This is a genomic window from Halomonas sp. 111 (genome assembly GCF_052379685.1).
Classification (GTDB): Bacteria; Pseudomonadota; Gammaproteobacteria; order Pseudomonadales; family Halomonadaceae; genus Vreelandella; species Vreelandella citrativorans.
Genome location: NZ_JBQSYV010000018.1, coordinates 35,675 through 53,692 on the forward strand (window position 1 = coordinate 35,675; position 18,018 = coordinate 53,692).

Below are 18,018 nucleotides of genomic sequence, written 5' to 3' on the forward strand. Positions count from 1 at the left end.
GACTTATTTGTCCTCAAAGTGCTCAACGTCGGGTACATGCAGACTAAAGCTTTCTTTCACCTCTTCCATCACCACGTAACTTTTAGACTCTTTGACGCCGGGGAGCGTAAGCACCACGTCTCCTAATAGCTGACGGTAGGCGGCCATTTCTGGAATGCGGCATTTCAAGATGTAATCAAACTGACCAGAGACCAGATGGCACTCCTGGATTTGCGGCAGCTTTTCAACGGCTCGACGAAATTCATCAAATACGGCTGGCGATTGAGTTTCCAGGCTAATTTCAACAAAGACCAGTAAATTGGCTTTGAGTGCCTGGGGGTCAAGAATCGCTTGGTAGCCACGAATAATGCCCGCGCGCTCCAGGCGCTTGACACGCTCCAAACAAGGAGTTGTGGATAAACCAACCTCTGATGCCAAATCAACATAGGAAATACGTGCATTTTCCTGCAGGCAGCGCAGAATTTTAAGGTCGATACGGTCTAGCGTTCTATTTTTAGGTTTCATAGCAGGATCCACTACAGATAAGCCAGACGAGCTAGTAGCGCCCAAGGGTAATACGCTCATGCCCACCGAGGTCGCAAACACTTTCAACGTTTTGATAACCCGCATCCACCAGCGCTGCGCGCACTGAGGCTGCCTGACGATAGCCATGCTCTAGCAACAGCCATCCTGAGGCTGTTAAGTAGCGCCGCGCCGTGGCAACTAAATGCATCAAATCGGCCAGCCCATCGCCCTCTGCCACCAGAGCACTCAGCGGCTCAAAGCGCACATCCCCTTGGTGCAAATGCGGATCATCAGCGGCAATATACGGCGGATTACTCACAATAAGATCAAACTGCTCTATGGGTGCCGCATCCTGCTCAAAGGCAGCAAACCAATTGCTTTGCATGAACGCTACGTTATCGATCCCTAACGCGGCTGCGTTTCGCTGTGCCAAAGAAACCGCTTCTGAGCGAAGGTCGACACCAACCACCTGCCAACCAGGCTGCTCACTGGCAAAGGCCAGTGCAATGGCTCCGGTGCCCGTACCTAAATCCAGCAAGCGGCCGGCGGGAGAGGCAACGTGGTTGAGCGCTGTTTCTACCAGCGTTTCGGTATCCGGCCGCGGTATTAGCGTCTCTTTTGAAGTGACCAACCGCAACCCCCAAAACTCTCGCTCACCGGTCAGGTAGGCCACTGGCTGCCCCTGAACACGCGCCGCCACCAGTGCATCAAAGCGCGCATGCTCCCACCCGGAACAATCACGGTCGCCCCAGGTATACAGCCATGTGCGGTCCCGTTGAATTACGTGGGCAAGCAGGACGTCGGCATCCAGGCGCGGCGAGGCTGAGCCGGCGGCCTTTAAGCGCTCTGCTGCGGCCTGTAAAAGCGCATCAAACGTCATTACGTGTCCTGAAGCGCCGATAGCTGCTCGGCTTGATACTCGTGGATCAAGGGCTCAATGACCTCATCCAATTGCTCGCCGCTCACCACTTCATTGAGCTTATAAAGCGTCAGGTTGATACGATGATCGGTAATTCGACCTTGAGGGAAGTTGTAGGTACGGATACGTTCGCTACGATCACCAGAGCCTACCAGCGAGCGACGGGCATCCGCCTGCTCCTGACGTTGGCTATCGACCGCATTACGCTTCAATTTCGCGGCAAGCAGCGACATCGCCTTGGCCCGATTTTTATGCTGACTACGCTCTTCCTGGCACTCAACCACTACGCCTGTCGGTATGTGGGTAATACGAATCGCTGAGTCGGTGGTGTTAACGTGCTGGCCACCTGCTCCACTTGAACGGTAGGTATCGACGCGTAAATCCGATGAATTAATATCGATATCGCCAACATCATCAACTTCAGGCATCACCGCCACGGTACATGCCGACGTATGAATACGCCCTTGAGATTCAGTAGCAGGAACGCGTTGCACCCGGTGAGCACCCGACTCAAATTTCAAACGCGCATAGACGCTATCCCCCTTAACGCGGGAAATAATCTCTTTATAGCCACCCTGCTCGCCATGGTTGGTACTCACTACTTCGACGCGCCAGCCACGTTTTTCCGCATAGCGTGAGTACATACGAAACAGATCACCTGCAAAAATCGCGGCTTCATCACCACCGGTACCGGCGCGTACTTCCAAAAACACGCCTCGGCCATCATCGGGGTCTTTAGGTACCAGCAAACGCTTTAGCTCAGTATCCAGTAGGTCTAGTTGCTCGCGCCCTTCACTGACTTCCATCTCGGCAAGCTCACGCATATCAGGATCATCGTCCCGACTAAGCTGCTGGGCTGCCTCAATATCGTTTTCAACGCTGCGATAGCGCTGCCAAGCCGCTACCAGCTCATCCAACTCGGCGTACTCACGTGAATAGTCGCGAAAGCGCTGCTGATTATTAATGACCTCAGGGTCAGACAGCAGCATCGCCAGCTCTTCAAAACGTTCGGTAAAGCTATCGAGGCGTTGGCGCAAGGTATCTTTCATGCGGGCGTATTATCCTTCTGGCGGTTAGCCGTGGGCGCGGGCTTTTCAAAGGCGGGTTTAACAGGCAATAGTAAGCGTGGCGCGGCCTCCAGCAAGTCATGCTGCTCTTGCGAGGCGGCATCGCGTATTGCTTGCGTGGGCTGGTGCATTAAGCGATTAGCCAGTTGGTGAGCCAGCCGTTCAATCACTTTGGTTGGGTCTTCACCGCGCGCCAAGCGCTCCAACGCCTGATCGCGCGATTGATCGCGCAGGGTTTCGGCGTGCTGACGGTAATCACGAATCAACTCGCCACCGTTACGAATACGTTTTTCATGCTGCCAACTACTGACACCGTGTTCAATCAGTGACTCGGCCTGGTCAGCAGCCACTTGGCGATAGCGACGATTCTCTTCGATCACCTCTTCCAGATCATCGACCGTATAAAGGAATACATCGGCAAGCTCGCCTACTTCGGATTCAATATCCCGCGGCACGGCGATATCCACCATAAAAACCGGGCGGTGGCGACGCTTTTTAAGTGCGCTTTCAACCATCCCCTTGCCTAAAATCGGCAGGGGGGATGCGGTGGAAGAAATAACGATATCAGCTTCTTCCAGCGCGGCCGGAATTTCAGGCAGCGTAATCGCCTTACCACCCAATCGCGAGGAGACAAGCTCAGCACGCTCACGTGTACGGTTAGCCACGGTTAATTGACGTACACCGGCTTCATGTAGATGACGCGCGACCAGCTCGATGGTTTCACCCGCACCGATTAACAACGCCCGCGAGCGACTAAAATCATCAAAAATTCGGCTTGCCATGCTCACCGCAGCATAGGCCACCGAAACCGGATTTTTGCCAATTCCGGTTTCAGTACGTACCTGCTTGGCAATTGCAAAGGTATGTTGAAAAAGACGCTCAAGTTCGCCGCCCAACCCCTGCATTTGGCGCGCCTGTTGATAGGCATCTTTCAATTGCCCAAGTATTTGCGGCTCACCCAAGACCATCGAATCCAGACCAACGGCCACACGCATTAAATGGCGCGCAGCGTCGTTGTCTAAATAGTGGTACGCGCAGCGGGTCAGCTCCTCAACACTCAAGTTATGAAAACGCCCTAGCCACTCAAGCACGGCTTGCTCGCCAGCAGCGTCCGTTACGCAATATAGTTCAGTGCGGTTGCAGGTGGAGAGCACCGCTGCTTCGCTAATATGTGACAGACCACGCAGTTGCTCCAGCGCGTGTTCTAACTGCGTCGGAGTAAAGGCTACCTGCTCACGTACGGCCACACTGGCAGTACGGTGATTGATTCCCAAGGCAAGAAGCGTCATACGGTATGCGTCTTCGCTAGTGGTTCGGTCATCACGTTGCTATCGGTCTTGAAGTCTCAATGGTTTACGTCTTACGCTTAATTAGCGCAAGTCTGGGCAACGGCTGATCATTACTCAATTGCGCTTATCTGCCAGCCTTTCAAGGCCGACTATTCTATCACAGCAGACTAACATCTGGCGTACATCACTTTGCCGCAGCCAGCCAAGCCGCTATGCTGAACGCTCGGCCACTAAAATGAGAGACGCATGCCCCTTCGCTCACTACAATTGGGTTCATCCCTACTGCCCTTGGCCGCCACCGTGGTATTCCTGAGCGGCTGCCAGTCAGCACCCTCTTATAAAGGCGGCTTGCCAGACCTGATAGCTTCTGACCCCATGCAGTCGGCCCCACCTATTACCCGAGGCCTGGACGCTGATGGTCTACGTACGCTGCTTACGGCGGAATTAGCGGGCCAACGTGGCGATTACCGCTCTGCCAGCCAAGGTTACCTGGAGGCATCGCAACGCTATAGTGTTCCGGCGCTGGCTGAACGCGCCACTTTTGCGGCTCGGTTTGGTGACGATGTGGCGTTAATGGAGGCATCCGCACTGCGTTGGCGTGAGCTGGCCCCCTCGGCAGAATCACCCAACCAGCTACTGGCCGCGATCTCTTTGCAGCGCGGTGACTGGCTGGACAGCCTTGAACAGCGGCTAGCGATCACTCAAGCAGGCAGCAATGGCGAGCTTGCGGCCTTCGTCGACATCGCTATCACGGAAGGGAGCGCACCGCTCAACTTACTGGCCCAATCAATGCGCGCCCACTTGGCTCAGCCCAGTGCAGAGCAGCTTGAGTATCATAGCGATGCCTTGCTTGCCACTGCGCTACTTGAATCAGTGCTTGGCAATACCCGCCAAGCGCAAGCGTATCTGGACGACGTTGCAAAGCAAGCGCCAGAATCGGCGACGCTTTGGCTTGCCCAAGCACAACTGGCGCTCGAAGCTGGCGACCTACACACAGCCAGGCGAGCCGCGCAACACGGCGCCAGCATTGCCCCCGATGACGTACGGTTTACGCTGCTGCTGGCTCAAGCCGAAATTCGTTTGAATAATATTGCCGCTGCAGAAGCACAAACGGATGCGCTACTGGAAAGCCATGACGGAAACCAGCGCTTACGCTTGGCCCTAACGCAACTCTACCTTGAGGAAGGCCATAGCGAGCCTGCTTACCGCCTGCTGCAGCCATTCACAAGTCAGGACAACGTTCCCGACCTTGCCTACTACCTGCTGGGCGCTATTACGCAGTCTCAGGGCGATACCGATAACGCACAGCTTTACTACCGCCAGGTAGGCGAGGGAGAGGAGTTTTTACCCGCCCGTGCGGCAGCCGCTCGCATGTTGATTGACGATGACCGTGTAATGGATGCGCGGGCTTTTTTACGCATTGAGCGAATGCGCTATGAAAATTACTTTGACGACCTGGTCGCCCTTGAAGTGCAACTGCTGGACGAACTGAACGCGCCCGATGAAGCATTAGCGCTACTTGACCGCGAATTGGCGCGCACACCGGATGACGTTAACCTGCTTTATTTACGCGCCATGCGCTCCTGGCAGAGTGGCAACTTCCCAGGCATGGAGCAAGATTTACGTCAGCTTTTGCGTGTTGAACCCAACAACGCAAATGCCTTAAATGCACTGGGCTATACCTTGGCAGACCTTAACTTGCCAGGACGCATGGAAGAAGCCCGCGAGCTGATTGAGCGCGCCTACGAAGAAGACCCCAGCAACCCGGCGATACTTGATAGCATGGGCTGGGTATATTTCCGACTGAGCCAAAATGAAGAAGCGCTTGTCTGGCTTGAAAGTGCCTACAATCAGATGCCCGACCAGGAAGTGGCCGCTCATTTGGCCGAAGTCTTACATGCTCTTGGTCGTAGCGATGAGGCTCGCATGTTAATCCAACGGGCGCTTGATAGCACAACGCACCACCCCCAGGTTGACGAGTTACTTGAACGTCATCCTGAACTCACCCCGTCAGGCGCTCCCTAACGGGGCTGGCGCGTCTCTTTATGCTTGATACGCCATTAAGACGCTGTCATTACCCTTTCAACACATTGACATGGAGCCTGTTATGTTGAACACACTGCCCACTTTTATGCGCTTTACCAGCACCGCTCGCGCCCCTCGCCTCTTGCTTGCCAGCATAGCGTTACTGCTGCTTGCCGGGTGCGCGACGCAAGGCCCGATGGAAGAAGGTGGCCGCCAAGCAGGTCAATGGGAACGCCAGCAAGCGGATGTTGAAGCCTTTGATTCCTGGACGCTGATCGGCAAGGCAGGCCTTCGCACACCACAAGAGAATCAGAGCGCCAACCTGGACTGGAGCCAACACCCCCACTATTTCCGCATGCTGATCAGCGGGCCGTTTGGTGGGGGCCGCAGCGTACTTGAAGGTCGTGAAGGCCGCTTCTCGCTAACCACGGGTGATGGCCGCTTTGAAGCAGAAACACCGGAAGCACTGATGGAAGAGCAGTTAGGCTGGTCACTTCCGGTTAGCGCCATGCCTGACTGGGTGCGCGGCCTGCCCGGTGAACATGCAAGCTATCAATTGGAAACCGACGAGCTGGGCTTTCCGCAGCACATGCAGCAGGATGGCTGGGAAATTGATTACCGCGACTGGGAAGAGGTTGAAGGCATGTGGCTACCTCGCCGCCTGGTGATGAACTATGACGATGTACGCATCACCCTGGTCGTTAACCAGTGGCGCTCTCAATAACGGTGTATGCGCCCGTTGAGTTGTCGCGCCTAATTCAAGTCACGTGAGAGCGTTAATGCCTGCTTCTTTAACACTACCCGCACCTGCGAAGCTCAATCGCATGCTGCACATTGTAGGCCGTCGCGACGACGGCTACCACGAATTGCAAACCCTGTTTCAAATCGTTGACATCAGTGATCAGCTCACACTCACCCTGCGCGAAGACAGCGATATCACGCTCGCCACTCCGATAAACGGTGTGGCTCACGATGACAACTTGATGGTTCGCGCAGCCCGCCTGCTTCAGCGCTCAGCAGGCACGTCACCAAAAGCCATGCCAGGGGCTACGCTAACCATTGAGAAGAAGCTTCCCATGGGAGGCGGGCTGGGCGGGGGCAGCTCAAATGCCGCCACCGTATTACTGGGGTTAAACAAGCTGTGGCAATTAGGGCTTTCTATGGAGGCATTAGCCAGGCTGGGCTTACAGCTTGGCGCCGATGTACCGGTCTTTATTTATGGGCACAGCGCCTGGGCCGAAGGGGTTGGTGAAAAGCTGACCTCCGTGACCCTGGATACGCCCTGGTTTGTGATTATTCACCCGAAAGTGAGCGTCTCAACCCCCCTAATCTTCCAGGACCCGGAATTGACACGCGACAGCCGCCCCATTACTATGGCGCGCGCACTGCAGGGGGGAGCGTCTGAGTGGCGTAACGACTGCGAGGCCATCGTAAAAAAACGCTATCCGCTGGTGGCGGAAGCGCTTGATTGGCTCGCGCAGTATGCACCTGTTCGGCTGACCGGTACTGGCGCTTGTCTGTTTGCGACGTTTGAGTCTGAACAAACCGCACGTACAGTCGCTGAATTGGCAGCTCAACGCTGGCCGACATGGGTCGCACGCGGCCTGAACACCTCTCCCCTACAAGATGCTCTGGGCTGCTGAAAGCGCCCGGTCATCGCATTAGGTTATTGCTGGGGTATCGCCAAGTGGTAAGGCACCGGTTTTTGGTATCGGCATTCCCAGGTTCGAATCCTGGTACCCCAGCCAACCTGACATGATCTGCGTTTTCTCCCCTGATTCCAAACACTGCAAAGGTGGCTGCGCGTGTCAAAATTGATGGTTTTCACCGGGAACGCCAATCCCGAACTCGCTCAAAAGATTGCCGAGAGCTTGGACAGCCGTATGGGTAATGCCACGGTTGGCCAATTTAGCGACGGCGAAATCGCAGTCGAGATCAATGAGAACGTGCGCGGTAAGGACGTGTTTATCCTCCAGTCCACCTGTGCACCGACGAATGACAACCTGATGGAGCTGATCCTGATGGTTGATGCTCTGCGTCGTGCCTCAGCGGCGCGGATTACGGCGGTTGTGCCGTATTTCGGCTATGCCCGTCAGGATCGCCGCGTACGCTCTGCTCGTGTCCCTATTTCCGCTAAAGTGGTGGCGGACATGATGGTAAAAGCGGGTGTTGATCGCGTAATGACGATGGATCTGCACGCCGACCAAATCCAGGGTTTCTTCGATGTCCCGGTAGACAACGTCTACGGTTCGCCGATTCTTCTGGATGATATCGAGCGCCAAAACTACGCTGACTTGGTCGTGGTTTCACCCGACGTGGGCGGTGTCGTTCGTGCTCGTGCTATCGCCAAACAGCTGAATGCTGACCTTGCGATTATCGACAAGCGTCGCCCCCAAGCCAATCAGGCTCAGGTGATGCACATCATCGGTGAAATTGAAGGCCGTACTTGCGTAGTCGTTGACGACATGATCGACACCGCTGGTACGCTTTGCAAAGCCGGTGAAGCACTGAAAGATCATGGCGCTGCACGCGTAGTGGCCTATGCGACACATCCGATCTTGTCCGGCCCTGCCGTTGACAACATCACCAACTCTGTACTGGACGAAGTTGTCGTGGCCGACACTATTCCGCTTGCTGACCATGCGCGTCGCAGTGGAAAAATTCGTCAGTTGAGCGTTGCCGGTTTGATTGCAGAAGCGATCCGTCGGGTTAGCAACGAAGAATCTGTTAGCGCGATGTTCCATTGATCGCCTAACGATATAGCCCCCTTCTGGGGCCTTGGAAACGTCGTCGTCTGGTCGCGGACAGCGGCGTTTTCTTACTTAAACCAAGAGGCAAATTACATGTCTGATTTTATCCTGAAAGCCAGCGTTCGTAACGACCTGGGGAAAGGTGCGAGCCGCCGCCTGCGTCGTGCGAACCAACAAGTACCGGCCGTTGTTTACGGCGGTGAAAAAGGCGCGCAATCAATCTCTGTAGAAAAAACTGCTTTCTACAAAGCGATTGAAGACGAAGTCTTCTTCTCCTCAGTAATCAAGCTGGTTATCGATGGTAAAGAAGAGCAAGTAGTGGTACGTGATCTTCAGCGTCACCCCTACAAGCCGCTTCTGACTCACGCTGACTTCCTGCGTGTTGACGCTACTCATGAAATCACCATGAACGTACCGCTTCACGTAATCGGCGAAGAAAAGTGTGTGGGCATCAAAGACCAGGGCGGCGAACTGCACGTACTGGCTAACGAAGTTGCCATCAGCTGCCTACCGAAAGACCTGCCTGACTACCTGGAAGTTGATATTTCCGAGGTTGAGCTGGGCACGATCCTGCACCTGTCTGACCTGACACTGCCGAAGGGCGTTTCCTCCGTTGACCTGTCTCACGGTGAGGAGCACAACCACGCCATTCTCAGCATTACGAAAGTTAAAGTACGTAATGACGAAGAAGCAGACGAAGGCGAAGAAGGCACCAGCGCTGAGTAAGGCCGATAAGGGTGCGCATCGCCTTAATGGCTGAATACGTACCTGGCCCGGGCCATGCTCGCATGGCCCGGGAATGATAAGATCAAGCGCTTCGGCGCTTGATTTTTTTTGCGACTTGCCTTTTTGCAACTGCACCTCAAGCCGCCAATGACGCACGACGTCAAGAATACGCCCGGATTTTTTTGGAGGTAGGTCAATGAGTCAGGTAACGGCCCTGATAGGACTAGGCAACCCCGGCGCCGAGTATGATACCACCCGGCACAATGCGGGTTTCTGGCTGGTCGATGCCATTGCGCGCAGCGCCCATACCGAACTGCGCCCGGAAAAGAAGTTCCTCGGCCTGTATGCCAAGGCCCGCGTGGGCGACCACGAGCTTCATCTGCTCAACCCTACCACCTTCATGAACCGAAGCGGCGCCTCTGTGGCAGCGCTTACCCAGTTTTTTAAACTTGCCCCCGAGAATTTACTGGTCGCTCATGATGAGCTAGACCTCCCCCCGGGGCAGGCGCGCTATAAAACAGGCGGTGGCCACGGTGGTCATAACGGCCTGCGCGATATCATCAGCGCACTTGGCAACCAAAAGCAGTTCCACCGTCTACGCATAGGCATCGGTCACCCAGGTGAGGCACGTCAGGTAACCCACTACGTGCTTGGTCGGCCCGGCAAAGACGAGCAGGCGGCCATTGATCATGTGCTTAACGAATGCGAAGCCACACTCCCGCTTGCACTTGATGGCGATTGGGCGAAAGCCATGAATCGCCTGCATAGCGTAAAATAGTTACTATCGATTTTTTTTCACTTTAGACCCGCGCTGAACACATCCTTTCGTTAGCGCGCGCCTAGCGGCCAGGAATGAACTTATGGGCTTTAACTGCGGCATCGTCGGCCTACCCAACGTAGGCAAATCCACGCTCTTCAATGCGTTGACAAAATCAGGCATTGATGCGGAAAACTTCCCGTTTTGTACGATAGAACCCAACGTAGGCATCGTTCCCATGCCTGACCCCCGTTTGGACAAGCTGGCTGCAATCGTCAAACCTGAACGAGTCCTGCCCACGACCATGGAGTTTGTCGATATCGCAGGCCTCGTAGCAGGTGCCTCCAAGGGTGAAGGTCTGGGCAATAAATTCCTTGCCAACATTCGCGAAACCCAAGCGATTGCCCACGTGGTGCGCTGCTTTGATAACGACAACGTTATCCATGTTGCCAACCAGGTTGACCCTCGCGCCGACATCGAAACGATCAACCTCGAGCTTGCCTTGGCGGACCTGGATACCGTTGAGAAGGCCAGCCAGCGGCTCTTGCGTTCGGTTAAAGGCGGCGATAAAGATGCCATCGCGACCAAAACCATCCTCGATAAGATTGAGCCACACCTGGCCGAAGGCCACCCATTGCGCAGCTTTGGTCTTGATGAGGACGAAAAGCGTCAGGTGAAAAGCTTTGGTTTTTTAACCCTAAAGCCCACCATGTACATCGCTAACGTCAATGAAGACGGGTTTGAGAACAACCCTTACCTGGACATCGTTAAAGAAATAGCTGCCGAAGAAGGTGCGGTCGTAGTGCCCGTCTGCAACCAGCTGGAAGCTGAAATCGCTGAGCTGGAAGATGAAGAACGCGCCATGTTCTTGGGTGAGATGGGCATGGAAGAGCCCGGCCTTGACCGCGTTATTCGCGCAGGTTATGCCCTACTGGGCCTGCAAACCTACTTCACTGCAGGCGTAAAAGAAGTCCGCGCATGGACAGTAAAACAGGGCGCTACGGCCCCAGAGTCTGCTGGCGCTATCCATACTGACTTCCAGAAAGGCTTTATCCGCGCAGAAGTGATCGCCTATGACGATTTTGTCTCACTGGGCGGTGAGCAAGGTGCTAAAGATGCGGGCAAATGGCGTCTGGAAGGCAAAGAGTACATTGTGAAAGATGGTGATGTGGTGCACTTCCGGTTTAACGTTTAATTGACCACCCCGTAACCTGCTAGCTCCTGCCATGGGCGCACTCCTGCGCCCATGGCAATTTGTCTCTTCATCTGCCACCTTCAGGCAACGCCCCTACCTCTTTTTTCTTAATTTTTCAGTGGCATCCTACGACCAGCCGACTAATACTGAGGCATCCGAGCTTATTCAACCGGAAGCTGATACCTATGGAAACACTGTACAAAGTGCTGTTACTTGGCAGCCTGATGCTTATGATCATTGCGCTGGTGCAACGGCTCTCTGCGCGTACGGCGTTTCCTGAAGCGACGCTGCTGGCGTTAACAGGCATCACCCTGGGGCTCTCTTACGCGACCCTGTCGACATTATGGCCTGCCATAGATCTCTTTGATCCTCTCTTATCAGCATCCTTGCCTGCTGAAATATATCTGTGGATCTTCCTCCCCCCGCTGTTGTTCCAGGCAGCGCTCAGTGTTGATGTTCGTGAAATGGTGCCTGATGCAGCACCTATTTTACTCCTTGCGGTAGTGGCTGTTTTCGTTGCTACAGGTATGGTGGGCCTGTCTATATGGCTGCTAGGCGCAGCAGCACTGCCTGTTGGGCTGTTACTTGGCGCCGTCATCGCGACAACTGACCCATCCGCCGTCATTGCCATTTTCCGTAACGTTGGAGCACCTCCACGGCTAATCCGTCTAGTGGAAGGCGAAAGCCTGCTAAATGATGCGGCCGCAATCGCGATTGTCAGCGTGCTACTCGCTTCACTTACCGACCATGTCGCTACCACTGCGCTACAGGTGGCCGGGATGCTAGCGTTATCCCTGGGTGGCGGTTTGATCCTTGGCGCTATCGTCGGGCGTATCGGTGCAGAGGCGCTCGCTCTTATCGGTAATGATGGCAAAGCGCAGATAGCCATCACGCTTTCTCTGCCATACCCCACCTACCTGCTGGGCGAAAGTTTCGGTGTTTCGGGGGTTGTCGCCGTCGTAGCCGCAGGCCTGGTGCTCAACGGTTTAGGCAGAACGCGGACGTCGCCCGCCAATTGGGAATACCTGCAACTTCTCTGGGTGCAAATTGCCTCCGTCGCGGGTGCCATGGTGTTTTTACTTGCCATGCTGCAAGTGCCAAAAATGCTGGAAGGGATGACTCTTGCGTGGCTACCGTTACTCGTAACGATTATTCTGGCGACCTTACTGGCACGCCTCATCGTTCTATTTGGCTTTCTGCCACTGTTGAATCGACTCAAGCTTTCAACCCCGATCAGCGCAAGCTATAAGCTGGCTATCACCTGGGGAGGACTACGTGGCGCGGTCACACTCGTACTTGCGCTTGGCGTTGCAGAGCAAACAGCGCTTTCAGCAGACGTTCGCCACTTTGTCGCTATCCTGGCCACCGGCTTTGTACTATTCAGCCTACTGGTTAATGGAACCAGTCTTCAGGCGGTCATTCGCAAGCTAAAGCTTGATCAGCTAAACCCTTATGATAAAGCGCTTCAGCAACAGGCCATTCATCTTTCGTCCATTGAGGTTGAAAGCGCGGTACAACGCACAGCGCAGAACTTCAACATTGCCCCCTCCATCACCGATGATGTCATTGCTAAATTTCGTCGTGATATGGCCATCGAGACGGCCCCTTTCGCGCTTGACCAAGCGCTACCTGAGCGAGACCGTATGGCAATTGCGCTGGTGACGCTGGCTGTTCGAGAGCGCGATCTTATTCCGCGCTACGGAAACGGCGTCACCAGTATCCATAACCTGGATACGATGATGCGCGCCAGCGGCAGAACCATTGATGCGGCTCGCTCAGAGGGCCGCTTGGGTTATAACAGAGAAACACGGAAAATAACCTCACACACTCGCTGGATTAAGTTGTGTACCTTTCTTCACCAGCATATGAGGATTCGCTGGCCGCTGACACGTCTGCTATCTAACCGTTTTGAGCTATTAATTTGCCACAGGGCGGTGCTAGAAGAGTTGCGCCATTACACGACACAGCGGCTAACCCCGCTATTCGGTCAGCGCATGGCTGAATTACTTGATGAGGTGCTCAATATAAGGATCAGCGCTGTCGACCAAGCAATACGCGAGACGGAAGCAAAGTTTGGTCGTCACGCCTACCAACTTGAACAGCGCATGTTACGCCTTTATGCGTTGCGCCGAAGTGCTGAAAGCATGGAAGAAATGGTAAAAGACCGCTTAATCTCTCAACAGGTTTTCGACGATATACAGCGTGGCTTACATCGTATTTGGCACAAGGCAACTGACCGCCCCAGCCTTTCCGGGCACGATTACGAGCACTTTCCTAAACACTCTCCTAAGCACTCTCCCAAGCCCCCTCACAAGTTCACTGACAAGCCATCAGGGAAGAGCCACTCCCTACCCAATGTAACGCCATCAGACAAACAACCTCAAAAAGACAACGAGTAACTACCTGGGCATCGCGCTTATTACGTTAAAATATTGACGAGCGGAAAAAAGCTGTTAATATACGCCCCCGTTGAAAGGCTACGTAGCTCAGCTGGTTAGAGCACATCACTCATAATGATGGGGTCCCCTGTTCAAATCAGGGCGTAGCCACCAACACCGAATAGCGAAAGGCCCGCTGACTTAGTCAGCGGGCCTTTTTCGTTGTTGGGCGTTATCTTATGCGCATTAACCAAGCGTCGGCCGATTCAGAAACACTTTCAATGCTCGGGTTAGGTATTCCACGTCACGCGTACCCGCCGTTTCACGGATAGAGTGCATGGCCCACTGTGGCACGCCGATATCCAGCGTAGGCACGCCCAGCTCCGTCGCCGTAATCGGCCCAATGGTGCTACCGCAGCCCATATCCGCCCGCGTCACAAACGACTGTACCGGCACGTCGGCTTCGCGACACACATCACGAAATAGCGCACCGGTTACACTATTGGTGGCGTAGCGCTGGCTGGCATTCACCTTGATAACCGGGCCCCCGTTAATGGCGGGGCCATGCTGCTCATCATGCTTATCGCGAAAGTTAGGATGCAACGCATGCGCATTGTCACAGGAAATCATCAGCGATGACTGAATCAACTGAATCAGCGACTCCTCGCTGCCCTCTCCTACCTGCGCATTGATGCGCTTAAGCACATCGCCCAGGAACGGCCCCTGCGCACCACAAGCGCTCGCACTACCCACCTCTTCGTGATCGTTCGCCACTAACAACGCCCCCTGGCTACCATCACTTTCGAGCAAGGCCTCCATGCCAATAAAACAGGAGAGCAGATTGTCCAGCCGAGCACTGGCGATGAGCTCTTGCTTAACCCCTACGAGCGAAGGCGGCTGCACATCGTAAAAACCCAGTTCAAAATCCACCACCTCAGCGGAGCGCACACCGTGCTGCTCCTCAAGCCAAGCGGCTAGCAATTCAGAAAGCTTGGCGCTATCGCTTTGCAGCAGTACCGGCGCCATTTGCGTCTGCGGATTAATAGCGCGGCCCGAATTCACGTCGCGATCCAGATGGATGGCCAGGTTCGGCACCATCGCAATAGGCCGGTCAACATTCAGCAGCAGGCTTTCCAGCCGCCCGTCTGCATGGCGCGCATGTACGCGCCCGGCTAATCCTAAATCACGGTCAAACCAGGGCGCCAACAGTACGCCCCCATACACCTGCACGCCAAGCTGTAACCAACCTGCAGCGTGCTGAGTGGCGTTGGGCTTTAAGCGCAATCCGGGGCTATCCGTATGCGCGCCCAGCATACGCAAGCTTTTAAGCGTATCGCTTGGCAACTGAAAGGCGATAATGGAAGAATCATTGCGCGTAACGTAATAGCGCTGCCCAGGCGCCAGCTGCCAATTAGCCGTCTCGTGGAGACGCTGAAAACCTGCTTTCTCCAAGCGTTCGGCCATTGCCTTCGTTGCATGCCAAGGTGTGGGCGACTGGCGCAGAAAATCACATAACCGCGTTAGCCGATCGGCGTTGAAAGCTTCGGACATGGAAATCCTCATAACAGTAATGATTGAGTCTCATAGAGCAAACGACCTGCTACAATGCCCCCTGGCCTACGCAACACATAGGTCACAAGCAGGTCTAGGGAAGAATGAGTGTACACAAATCCGGGAGAGCTTTACTGATGAGCTTGTTTGCAACGCTTTCGCGCTCGGTCGCCCTTGCCGTGATGCTGGTCGTTACCAGCCCGGCAGTTATGGCACAAATTACGCCGACCGACGAACAACGCCAAGCGGCAGTAGAAATTGCGGATGCGCTCCGCTACGGCCACTACGCCAACATAACGTTTGATGAGCAGTGGTCACAGGAGGCCTTCCAACGCTACCTGGATATCCTCGATGGTCAACGCGCTTATTTACTGAATCGCGATATAGAGCCCTACCGCCATTATGAAAATGATATGGCTGAAGCACTCTTTAACGGCGATTTGGATGATGCTTACGCGCTTTATAACCAGCTAAGCGAGCGTAATATTGCGCGGGTTGAATGGCTGCTTGCACGTCTTGATGAAGGCCTATCGTTTAGCTTTGATAGCGATGAGCGCCTGGAAGTTGATCGCGAAAATGCTCCCTGGGCCACCCGCGAGAGCGAACTTGATGAGCTATGGCGCAAGCGGTTAAAAAATGACGCGCTAACGCTCGCGCTTACCGACCAGGATGACGAGCAGATAGTCGACAACCTGCGCCAGCGCTATGAAGGCCAGCTTAGTCGCCTACGCCAAACCGAATCAGAAGATGTCTTCGGCTTGATAATGGCAGCGGTCACCAGCACGATTGATCCGCATACTGGCTACCTCTCACCACGCCAAAGCGAATCCTTTGACATCCAGATGAGCCTCTCGCTGGAAGGCATTGGCGCGCTACTGCAGGCCGATGGCGAATACGTGAAAGTAGCAAGCCTGGTGCCCGGCGGCCCTGCTGACCGTGCAGATGTCCTGGAACCTGCCGACCGCATCATTGCGGTTGGCCAGGAAGAGGGCGAAATGGTCAACGTTGTGGGCATGCGCCTGGACAACGTCGTTGACTTGATTCGTGGCCCCAAAGGCTCCGTCGTCCGCCTGGATATCGTGCCCGCCCAAGCGGTGGACATGACCCGCTCGCATATTGTTGAGATCACCCGCGATACCGTAAGCCTTGAAGACCAGGCGGCCCATGGCGAAGTGATCAACGTTGAGCGAGACGGTGAACCCCATCCCATTGGGGTCATTAACATTCCTACTTTCTATGTTGATTTTGACGCCTGGCAGTCGGGCGAAGAGGAGTATCGCAGCACCACACGCGATGTCGCCCGTGAAGTCGAGCGCCTAAAAGAGCAAGGCGTAGAAGGCATTGTGCTGGATCTGCGTAATAACGGCGGCGGCGCGCTTCAAGAGGCTAACTCGCTGATTGGCTTGTTTATTGACCGAGGCCCCACCGTACAGGTACGTGACGCTCAAGGGCGCATTCAGCTCTATGGCGATACCAGCGCAGGCACACTCTACGATGGTCCGCTGACCGTGCTGGTCAACCGCCTTTCCGCCTCTGCCTCGGAAATCTTTGCAGGCGCTATTCAGGATTATGGTCGCGGCCTGGTAGTAGGCTCATCAACCTTTGGCAAAGGTACCGTACAAACGCTGAACGACCTAAGCCATGGGCAGATCAAGCTGACCCGCGCCAAGTTTTACCGCATCACCGGTAAAAGCACGCAAAACCGTGGGGTTGAGCCTGACATTAGCTTCCCGAGCTTAATCGACCCAGAACGGATCGGTGAAAGCAGCCTGGATAACGCCCTTGGCTGGGATACTGTTCAAGATGTTCAGTACCGTCGCTACGGAACGCCGGAAGCCTTTATAGACGCACTGAACACCCAACACGCAGCGCGCGCCAAAGAGAACCCCAACTTCCGCTATGTTGAGCGCCAATCCACGCTGGCCCGCCAGCTACGTGAGCAGCACACCAGCGTGAGCCTGAACCGCGAGCAGCGCCAGCGTGAGCTTGAAGCCCAAGAGGCCGAGCAGCTTTCGCTAGAGAACCAGCGTCGCCGGGCACTCAAACTGCCAGAACTAGACGAGTGGATGGATGCACGCCTGGAAAGCAGCGAACCCAGTGACGATGCTGACGAAAACGGAGGGGATGCAGGCATGCCCGCTGATCGCGCTCCCGTACTAGAAGCCGCAGAAATCCTGCTGGATTACGCGCAATTTCAACAAGCCCAGCGAATGGCGACACGCTAAATAACCATTGATCGCTGTATGACGCCGACCTTTTAGGTCGGCGTTTTTTTACGCATGACTTCTGACCCGCCAGATACACGAAATCAACCCAATACCGTTAGGCAGCGGGGCCAATACTTTTACAGGGATTAATAACGACCTGGAGACGATAAAGGCTTAAAGAGGTAATAAAGGTTTGAAGAGGTAATAAAAATCAGGGGAGCTAGAAAACAGACCGCAGCACGCTTTTCAGAACCAGGCACAAAGGAAGCACACTGTGAATCTAAAAAGGCAAGTAGATGGCTCCTCGAACAGGACTCGAACCTGTGACCCAATGATTAACAGTCATTTGCTCTACCAACTGAGCTATCGAGGAATAACGCGCTACCTATAGCAGGCTATGCCGAAACAGGTAGTAAAATAGTCAGCTTGGCTCCTCGAACAGGACTCGAACCTGTGACCCAATGATTAACAGTCATTTGCTCTACCAACTGAGCTATCGAGGAACATCTTAAGCTATTGTGTTTTAAGCAGAACCAACCTGTAAAGTGTTGGCTCCTCGAACAGGACTCGAACCTGTGACCCAATGATTAACAGTCATTTGCTCTACCAACTGAGCTATCGAGGAACTTCTCAAACACGGTGCGTAGTAT

14 protein-coding genes and 5 tRNA genes are annotated in these 18,018 nt (G+C 54.6%); 11 read left to right on the forward strand and 8 right to left on the reverse strand.

Going from position 1 to position 18,018, the window contains the following annotated elements:
• Positions 1–3: 3 nt before the first annotated feature.
• Genes ACT3T7_RS13890 through hemA form a run of 4 tightly spaced genes read right to left on the reverse strand, consistent with a single transcriptional unit; the run spans position 4 to position 3,779 of the window.
• Complete coding sequence (locus tag ACT3T7_RS13890; protein ID WP_087106768.1) at positions 4–504, reverse strand: Lrp/AsnC ligand binding domain-containing protein; 501 nt, start codon at positions 502–504, stop codon at positions 4–6.
• Between the two features lie 31 nt (positions 505–535).
• Entirely contained in the window at positions 536–1,384 is an 849-nt protein-coding gene (gene prmC, locus ACT3T7_RS13895; protein ID WP_444631329.1) for a peptide chain release factor N(5)-glutamine methyltransferase, read from the reverse strand.
• Positions 1,384–2,472: a peptide chain release factor 1 gene (gene prfA / locus ACT3T7_RS13900; protein ID WP_172117122.1), complete on the reverse strand. Its 1,089-nt coding sequence runs from the start codon at positions 2,470–2,472 to the stop codon at positions 1,384–1,386. Before prfA ends, prmC begins: the two co-directional genes overlap by 1 nt.
• A complete protein-coding gene (gene hemA / locus ACT3T7_RS13905) occupies positions 2,469–3,779 on the reverse strand; it encodes a glutamyl-tRNA reductase (RefSeq protein WP_444631330.1) in 1,311 nt (436 codons plus the stop codon). Before hemA ends, prfA begins: the two co-directional genes overlap by 4 nt.
• Positions 3,780–4,025: 246 nt before the next feature.
• On the opposite strand from hemA, the gene ACT3T7_RS13910 reads away from it, so the two are divergent.
• The 10 genes from ACT3T7_RS13910 to ACT3T7_RS13955 all read left to right on the forward strand — a co-directional run bounded on the left by ACT3T7_RS13910 (position 4,026) and on the right by ACT3T7_RS13955 (position 13,784).
• On the forward strand, positions 4,026–5,804 hold the full coding sequence (locus tag ACT3T7_RS13910; RefSeq protein ID WP_444631331.1) for a tetratricopeptide repeat protein: 1,779 nt from the start codon (positions 4,026–4,028) through the stop codon (positions 5,802–5,804).
• A gap of 82 nt (positions 5,805–5,886) precedes the next feature.
• Positions 5,887–6,528, forward strand: a complete 642-nt coding sequence (gene lolB / locus ACT3T7_RS13915) for a lipoprotein insertase outer membrane protein LolB (RefSeq protein ID WP_444622565.1) — start codon at positions 5,887–5,889, stop codon at positions 6,526–6,528.
• Between the two features lie 55 nt (positions 6,529–6,583).
• Entirely contained in the window at positions 6,584–7,447 is an 864-nt protein-coding gene (ispE, locus tag ACT3T7_RS13920; RefSeq protein ID WP_444631332.1) for a 4-(cytidine 5'-diphospho)-2-C-methyl-D-erythritol kinase, read from the forward strand.
• Positions 7,448–7,477: 30 nt separating this feature from the next.
• Positions 7,478–7,552, forward strand: a tRNA-Gln gene (locus ACT3T7_RS13925).
• 57 nt (positions 7,553–7,609) lie between these two features.
• Complete coding sequence (locus tag ACT3T7_RS13930) at positions 7,610–8,551, forward strand: ribose-phosphate pyrophosphokinase (RefSeq protein ID WP_172117127.1); 942 nt, start codon at positions 7,610–7,612, stop codon at positions 8,549–8,551.
• A gap of 96 nt (positions 8,552–8,647) precedes the next feature.
• Complete coding sequence (locus ACT3T7_RS13935; RefSeq protein ID WP_444631333.1) at positions 8,648–9,280, forward strand: 50S ribosomal protein L25/general stress protein Ctc; 633 nt, start codon at positions 8,648–8,650, stop codon at positions 9,278–9,280.
• 196 nt (positions 9,281–9,476) lie between these two features.
• Positions 9,477–10,058 (forward strand): aminoacyl-tRNA hydrolase, encoded by a 582-nt coding sequence (gene pth, locus ACT3T7_RS13940; RefSeq protein ID WP_444631334.1) that lies wholly within the window; start codon positions 9,477–9,479, stop codon positions 10,056–10,058.
• 82 nt (positions 10,059–10,140) lie between these two features.
• Complete coding sequence (ychF, locus tag ACT3T7_RS13945; RefSeq protein ID WP_444631335.1) at positions 10,141–11,232, forward strand: redox-regulated ATPase YchF; 1,092 nt, start codon at positions 10,141–10,143, stop codon at positions 11,230–11,232.
• Between the two features lie 185 nt (positions 11,233–11,417).
• A complete protein-coding gene (locus ACT3T7_RS13950; protein WP_444631336.1) occupies positions 11,418–13,631 on the forward strand; it encodes a cation:proton antiporter in 2,214 nt (737 codons plus the stop codon).
• A 76-nt stretch (positions 13,632–13,707) separates the two neighbouring features.
• A tRNA-Met gene (locus tag ACT3T7_RS13955) sits at positions 13,708–13,784 on the forward strand.
• 72 nt (positions 13,785–13,856) lie between these two features.
• Here ACT3T7_RS13955 and ACT3T7_RS13960 read toward each other — a convergent pair.
• Positions 13,857–15,161 carry a M18 family aminopeptidase gene (locus tag ACT3T7_RS13960; protein ID WP_444631337.1) on the reverse strand — a complete coding sequence of 435 codons (1,305 nt, stop codon included), beginning with the start codon at positions 15,159–15,161 and terminating at the stop codon, positions 13,857–13,859.
• Positions 15,162–15,298: 137 nt separating this feature from the next.
• Here ACT3T7_RS13960 and ACT3T7_RS13965 point away from each other — a divergent pair, with 137 nt between their 5' ends.
• On the forward strand, positions 15,299–17,386 hold the full coding sequence (locus ACT3T7_RS13965; protein ID WP_444631338.1) for a carboxy terminal-processing peptidase: 2,088 nt from the start codon (positions 15,299–15,301) through the stop codon (positions 17,384–17,386).
• Positions 17,387–17,665: 279 nt separating this feature from the next.
• Here ACT3T7_RS13965 and ACT3T7_RS13970 read toward each other — a convergent pair.
• The 3 genes from ACT3T7_RS13970 to ACT3T7_RS13980 all read right to left on the reverse strand — a co-directional run bounded on the left by ACT3T7_RS13970 (position 17,666) and on the right by ACT3T7_RS13980 (position 17,993).
• Positions 17,666–17,741: transfer RNA gene (locus tag ACT3T7_RS13970), tRNA-Asn, on the reverse strand.
• A 54-nt stretch (positions 17,742–17,795) separates the two neighbouring features.
• Positions 17,796–17,871: transfer RNA gene (locus tag ACT3T7_RS13975), tRNA-Asn, on the reverse strand.
• Between the two features lie 46 nt (positions 17,872–17,917).
• Positions 17,918–17,993: transfer RNA gene (locus tag ACT3T7_RS13980), tRNA-Asn, on the reverse strand.
• Between the last annotated feature and the right edge of the window lie 25 nt (positions 17,994–18,018).

What these genes read in the sequence shown, in the direction of transcription:
- ACT3T7_RS13890 (WP_087106768.1), bottom strand. Translation starts at nt 504, where the DNA reads ATGAAACCTAAAAATAGAACGCTAGACCGTATCGACCTTAAAATTCTG.
- prmC (WP_444631329.1), bottom strand. Translation starts at nt 1,384, where the DNA reads ATGACGTTTGATGCGCTTTTACAGGCCGCAGCAGAGCGCTTAAAGGCC.
- prfA (WP_172117122.1), bottom strand. Translation starts at nt 2,472, where the DNA reads ATGAAAGATACCTTGCGCCAACGCCTCGATAGCTTTACCGAACGTTTT.
- hemA (WP_444631330.1), bottom strand. Translation starts at nt 3,779, where the DNA reads ATGACGCTTCTTGCCTTGGGAATCAATCACCGTACTGCCAGTGTGGCC.
- ACT3T7_RS13910 (WP_444631331.1), top strand. Translation starts at nt 4,026, where the DNA reads ATGCCCCTTCGCTCACTACAATTGGGTTCATCCCTACTGCCCTTGGCC.
- lolB (WP_444622565.1), top strand. Translation starts at nt 5,887, where the DNA reads ATGTTGAACACACTGCCCACTTTTATGCGCTTTACCAGCACCGCTCGC.
- ispE (WP_444631332.1), top strand. Translation starts at nt 6,584, where the DNA reads ATGCCTGCTTCTTTAACACTACCCGCACCTGCGAAGCTCAATCGCATG.
- ACT3T7_RS13935 (WP_444631333.1), top strand. Translation starts at nt 8,648, where the DNA reads ATGTCTGATTTTATCCTGAAAGCCAGCGTTCGTAACGACCTGGGGAAA.
- pth (WP_444631334.1), top strand. Translation starts at nt 9,477, where the DNA reads ATGAGTCAGGTAACGGCCCTGATAGGACTAGGCAACCCCGGCGCCGAG.
- ychF (WP_444631335.1), top strand. Translation starts at nt 10,141, where the DNA reads ATGGGCTTTAACTGCGGCATCGTCGGCCTACCCAACGTAGGCAAATCC.
- ACT3T7_RS13950 (WP_444631336.1), top strand. Translation starts at nt 11,418, where the DNA reads ATGGAAACACTGTACAAAGTGCTGTTACTTGGCAGCCTGATGCTTATG.
- ACT3T7_RS13960 (WP_444631337.1), bottom strand. Translation starts at nt 15,161, where the DNA reads ATGTCCGAAGCTTTCAACGCCGATCGGCTAACGCGGTTATGTGATTTT.
- ACT3T7_RS13965 (WP_444631338.1), top strand. Translation starts at nt 15,299, where the DNA reads ATGAGCTTGTTTGCAACGCTTTCGCGCTCGGTCGCCCTTGCCGTGATG.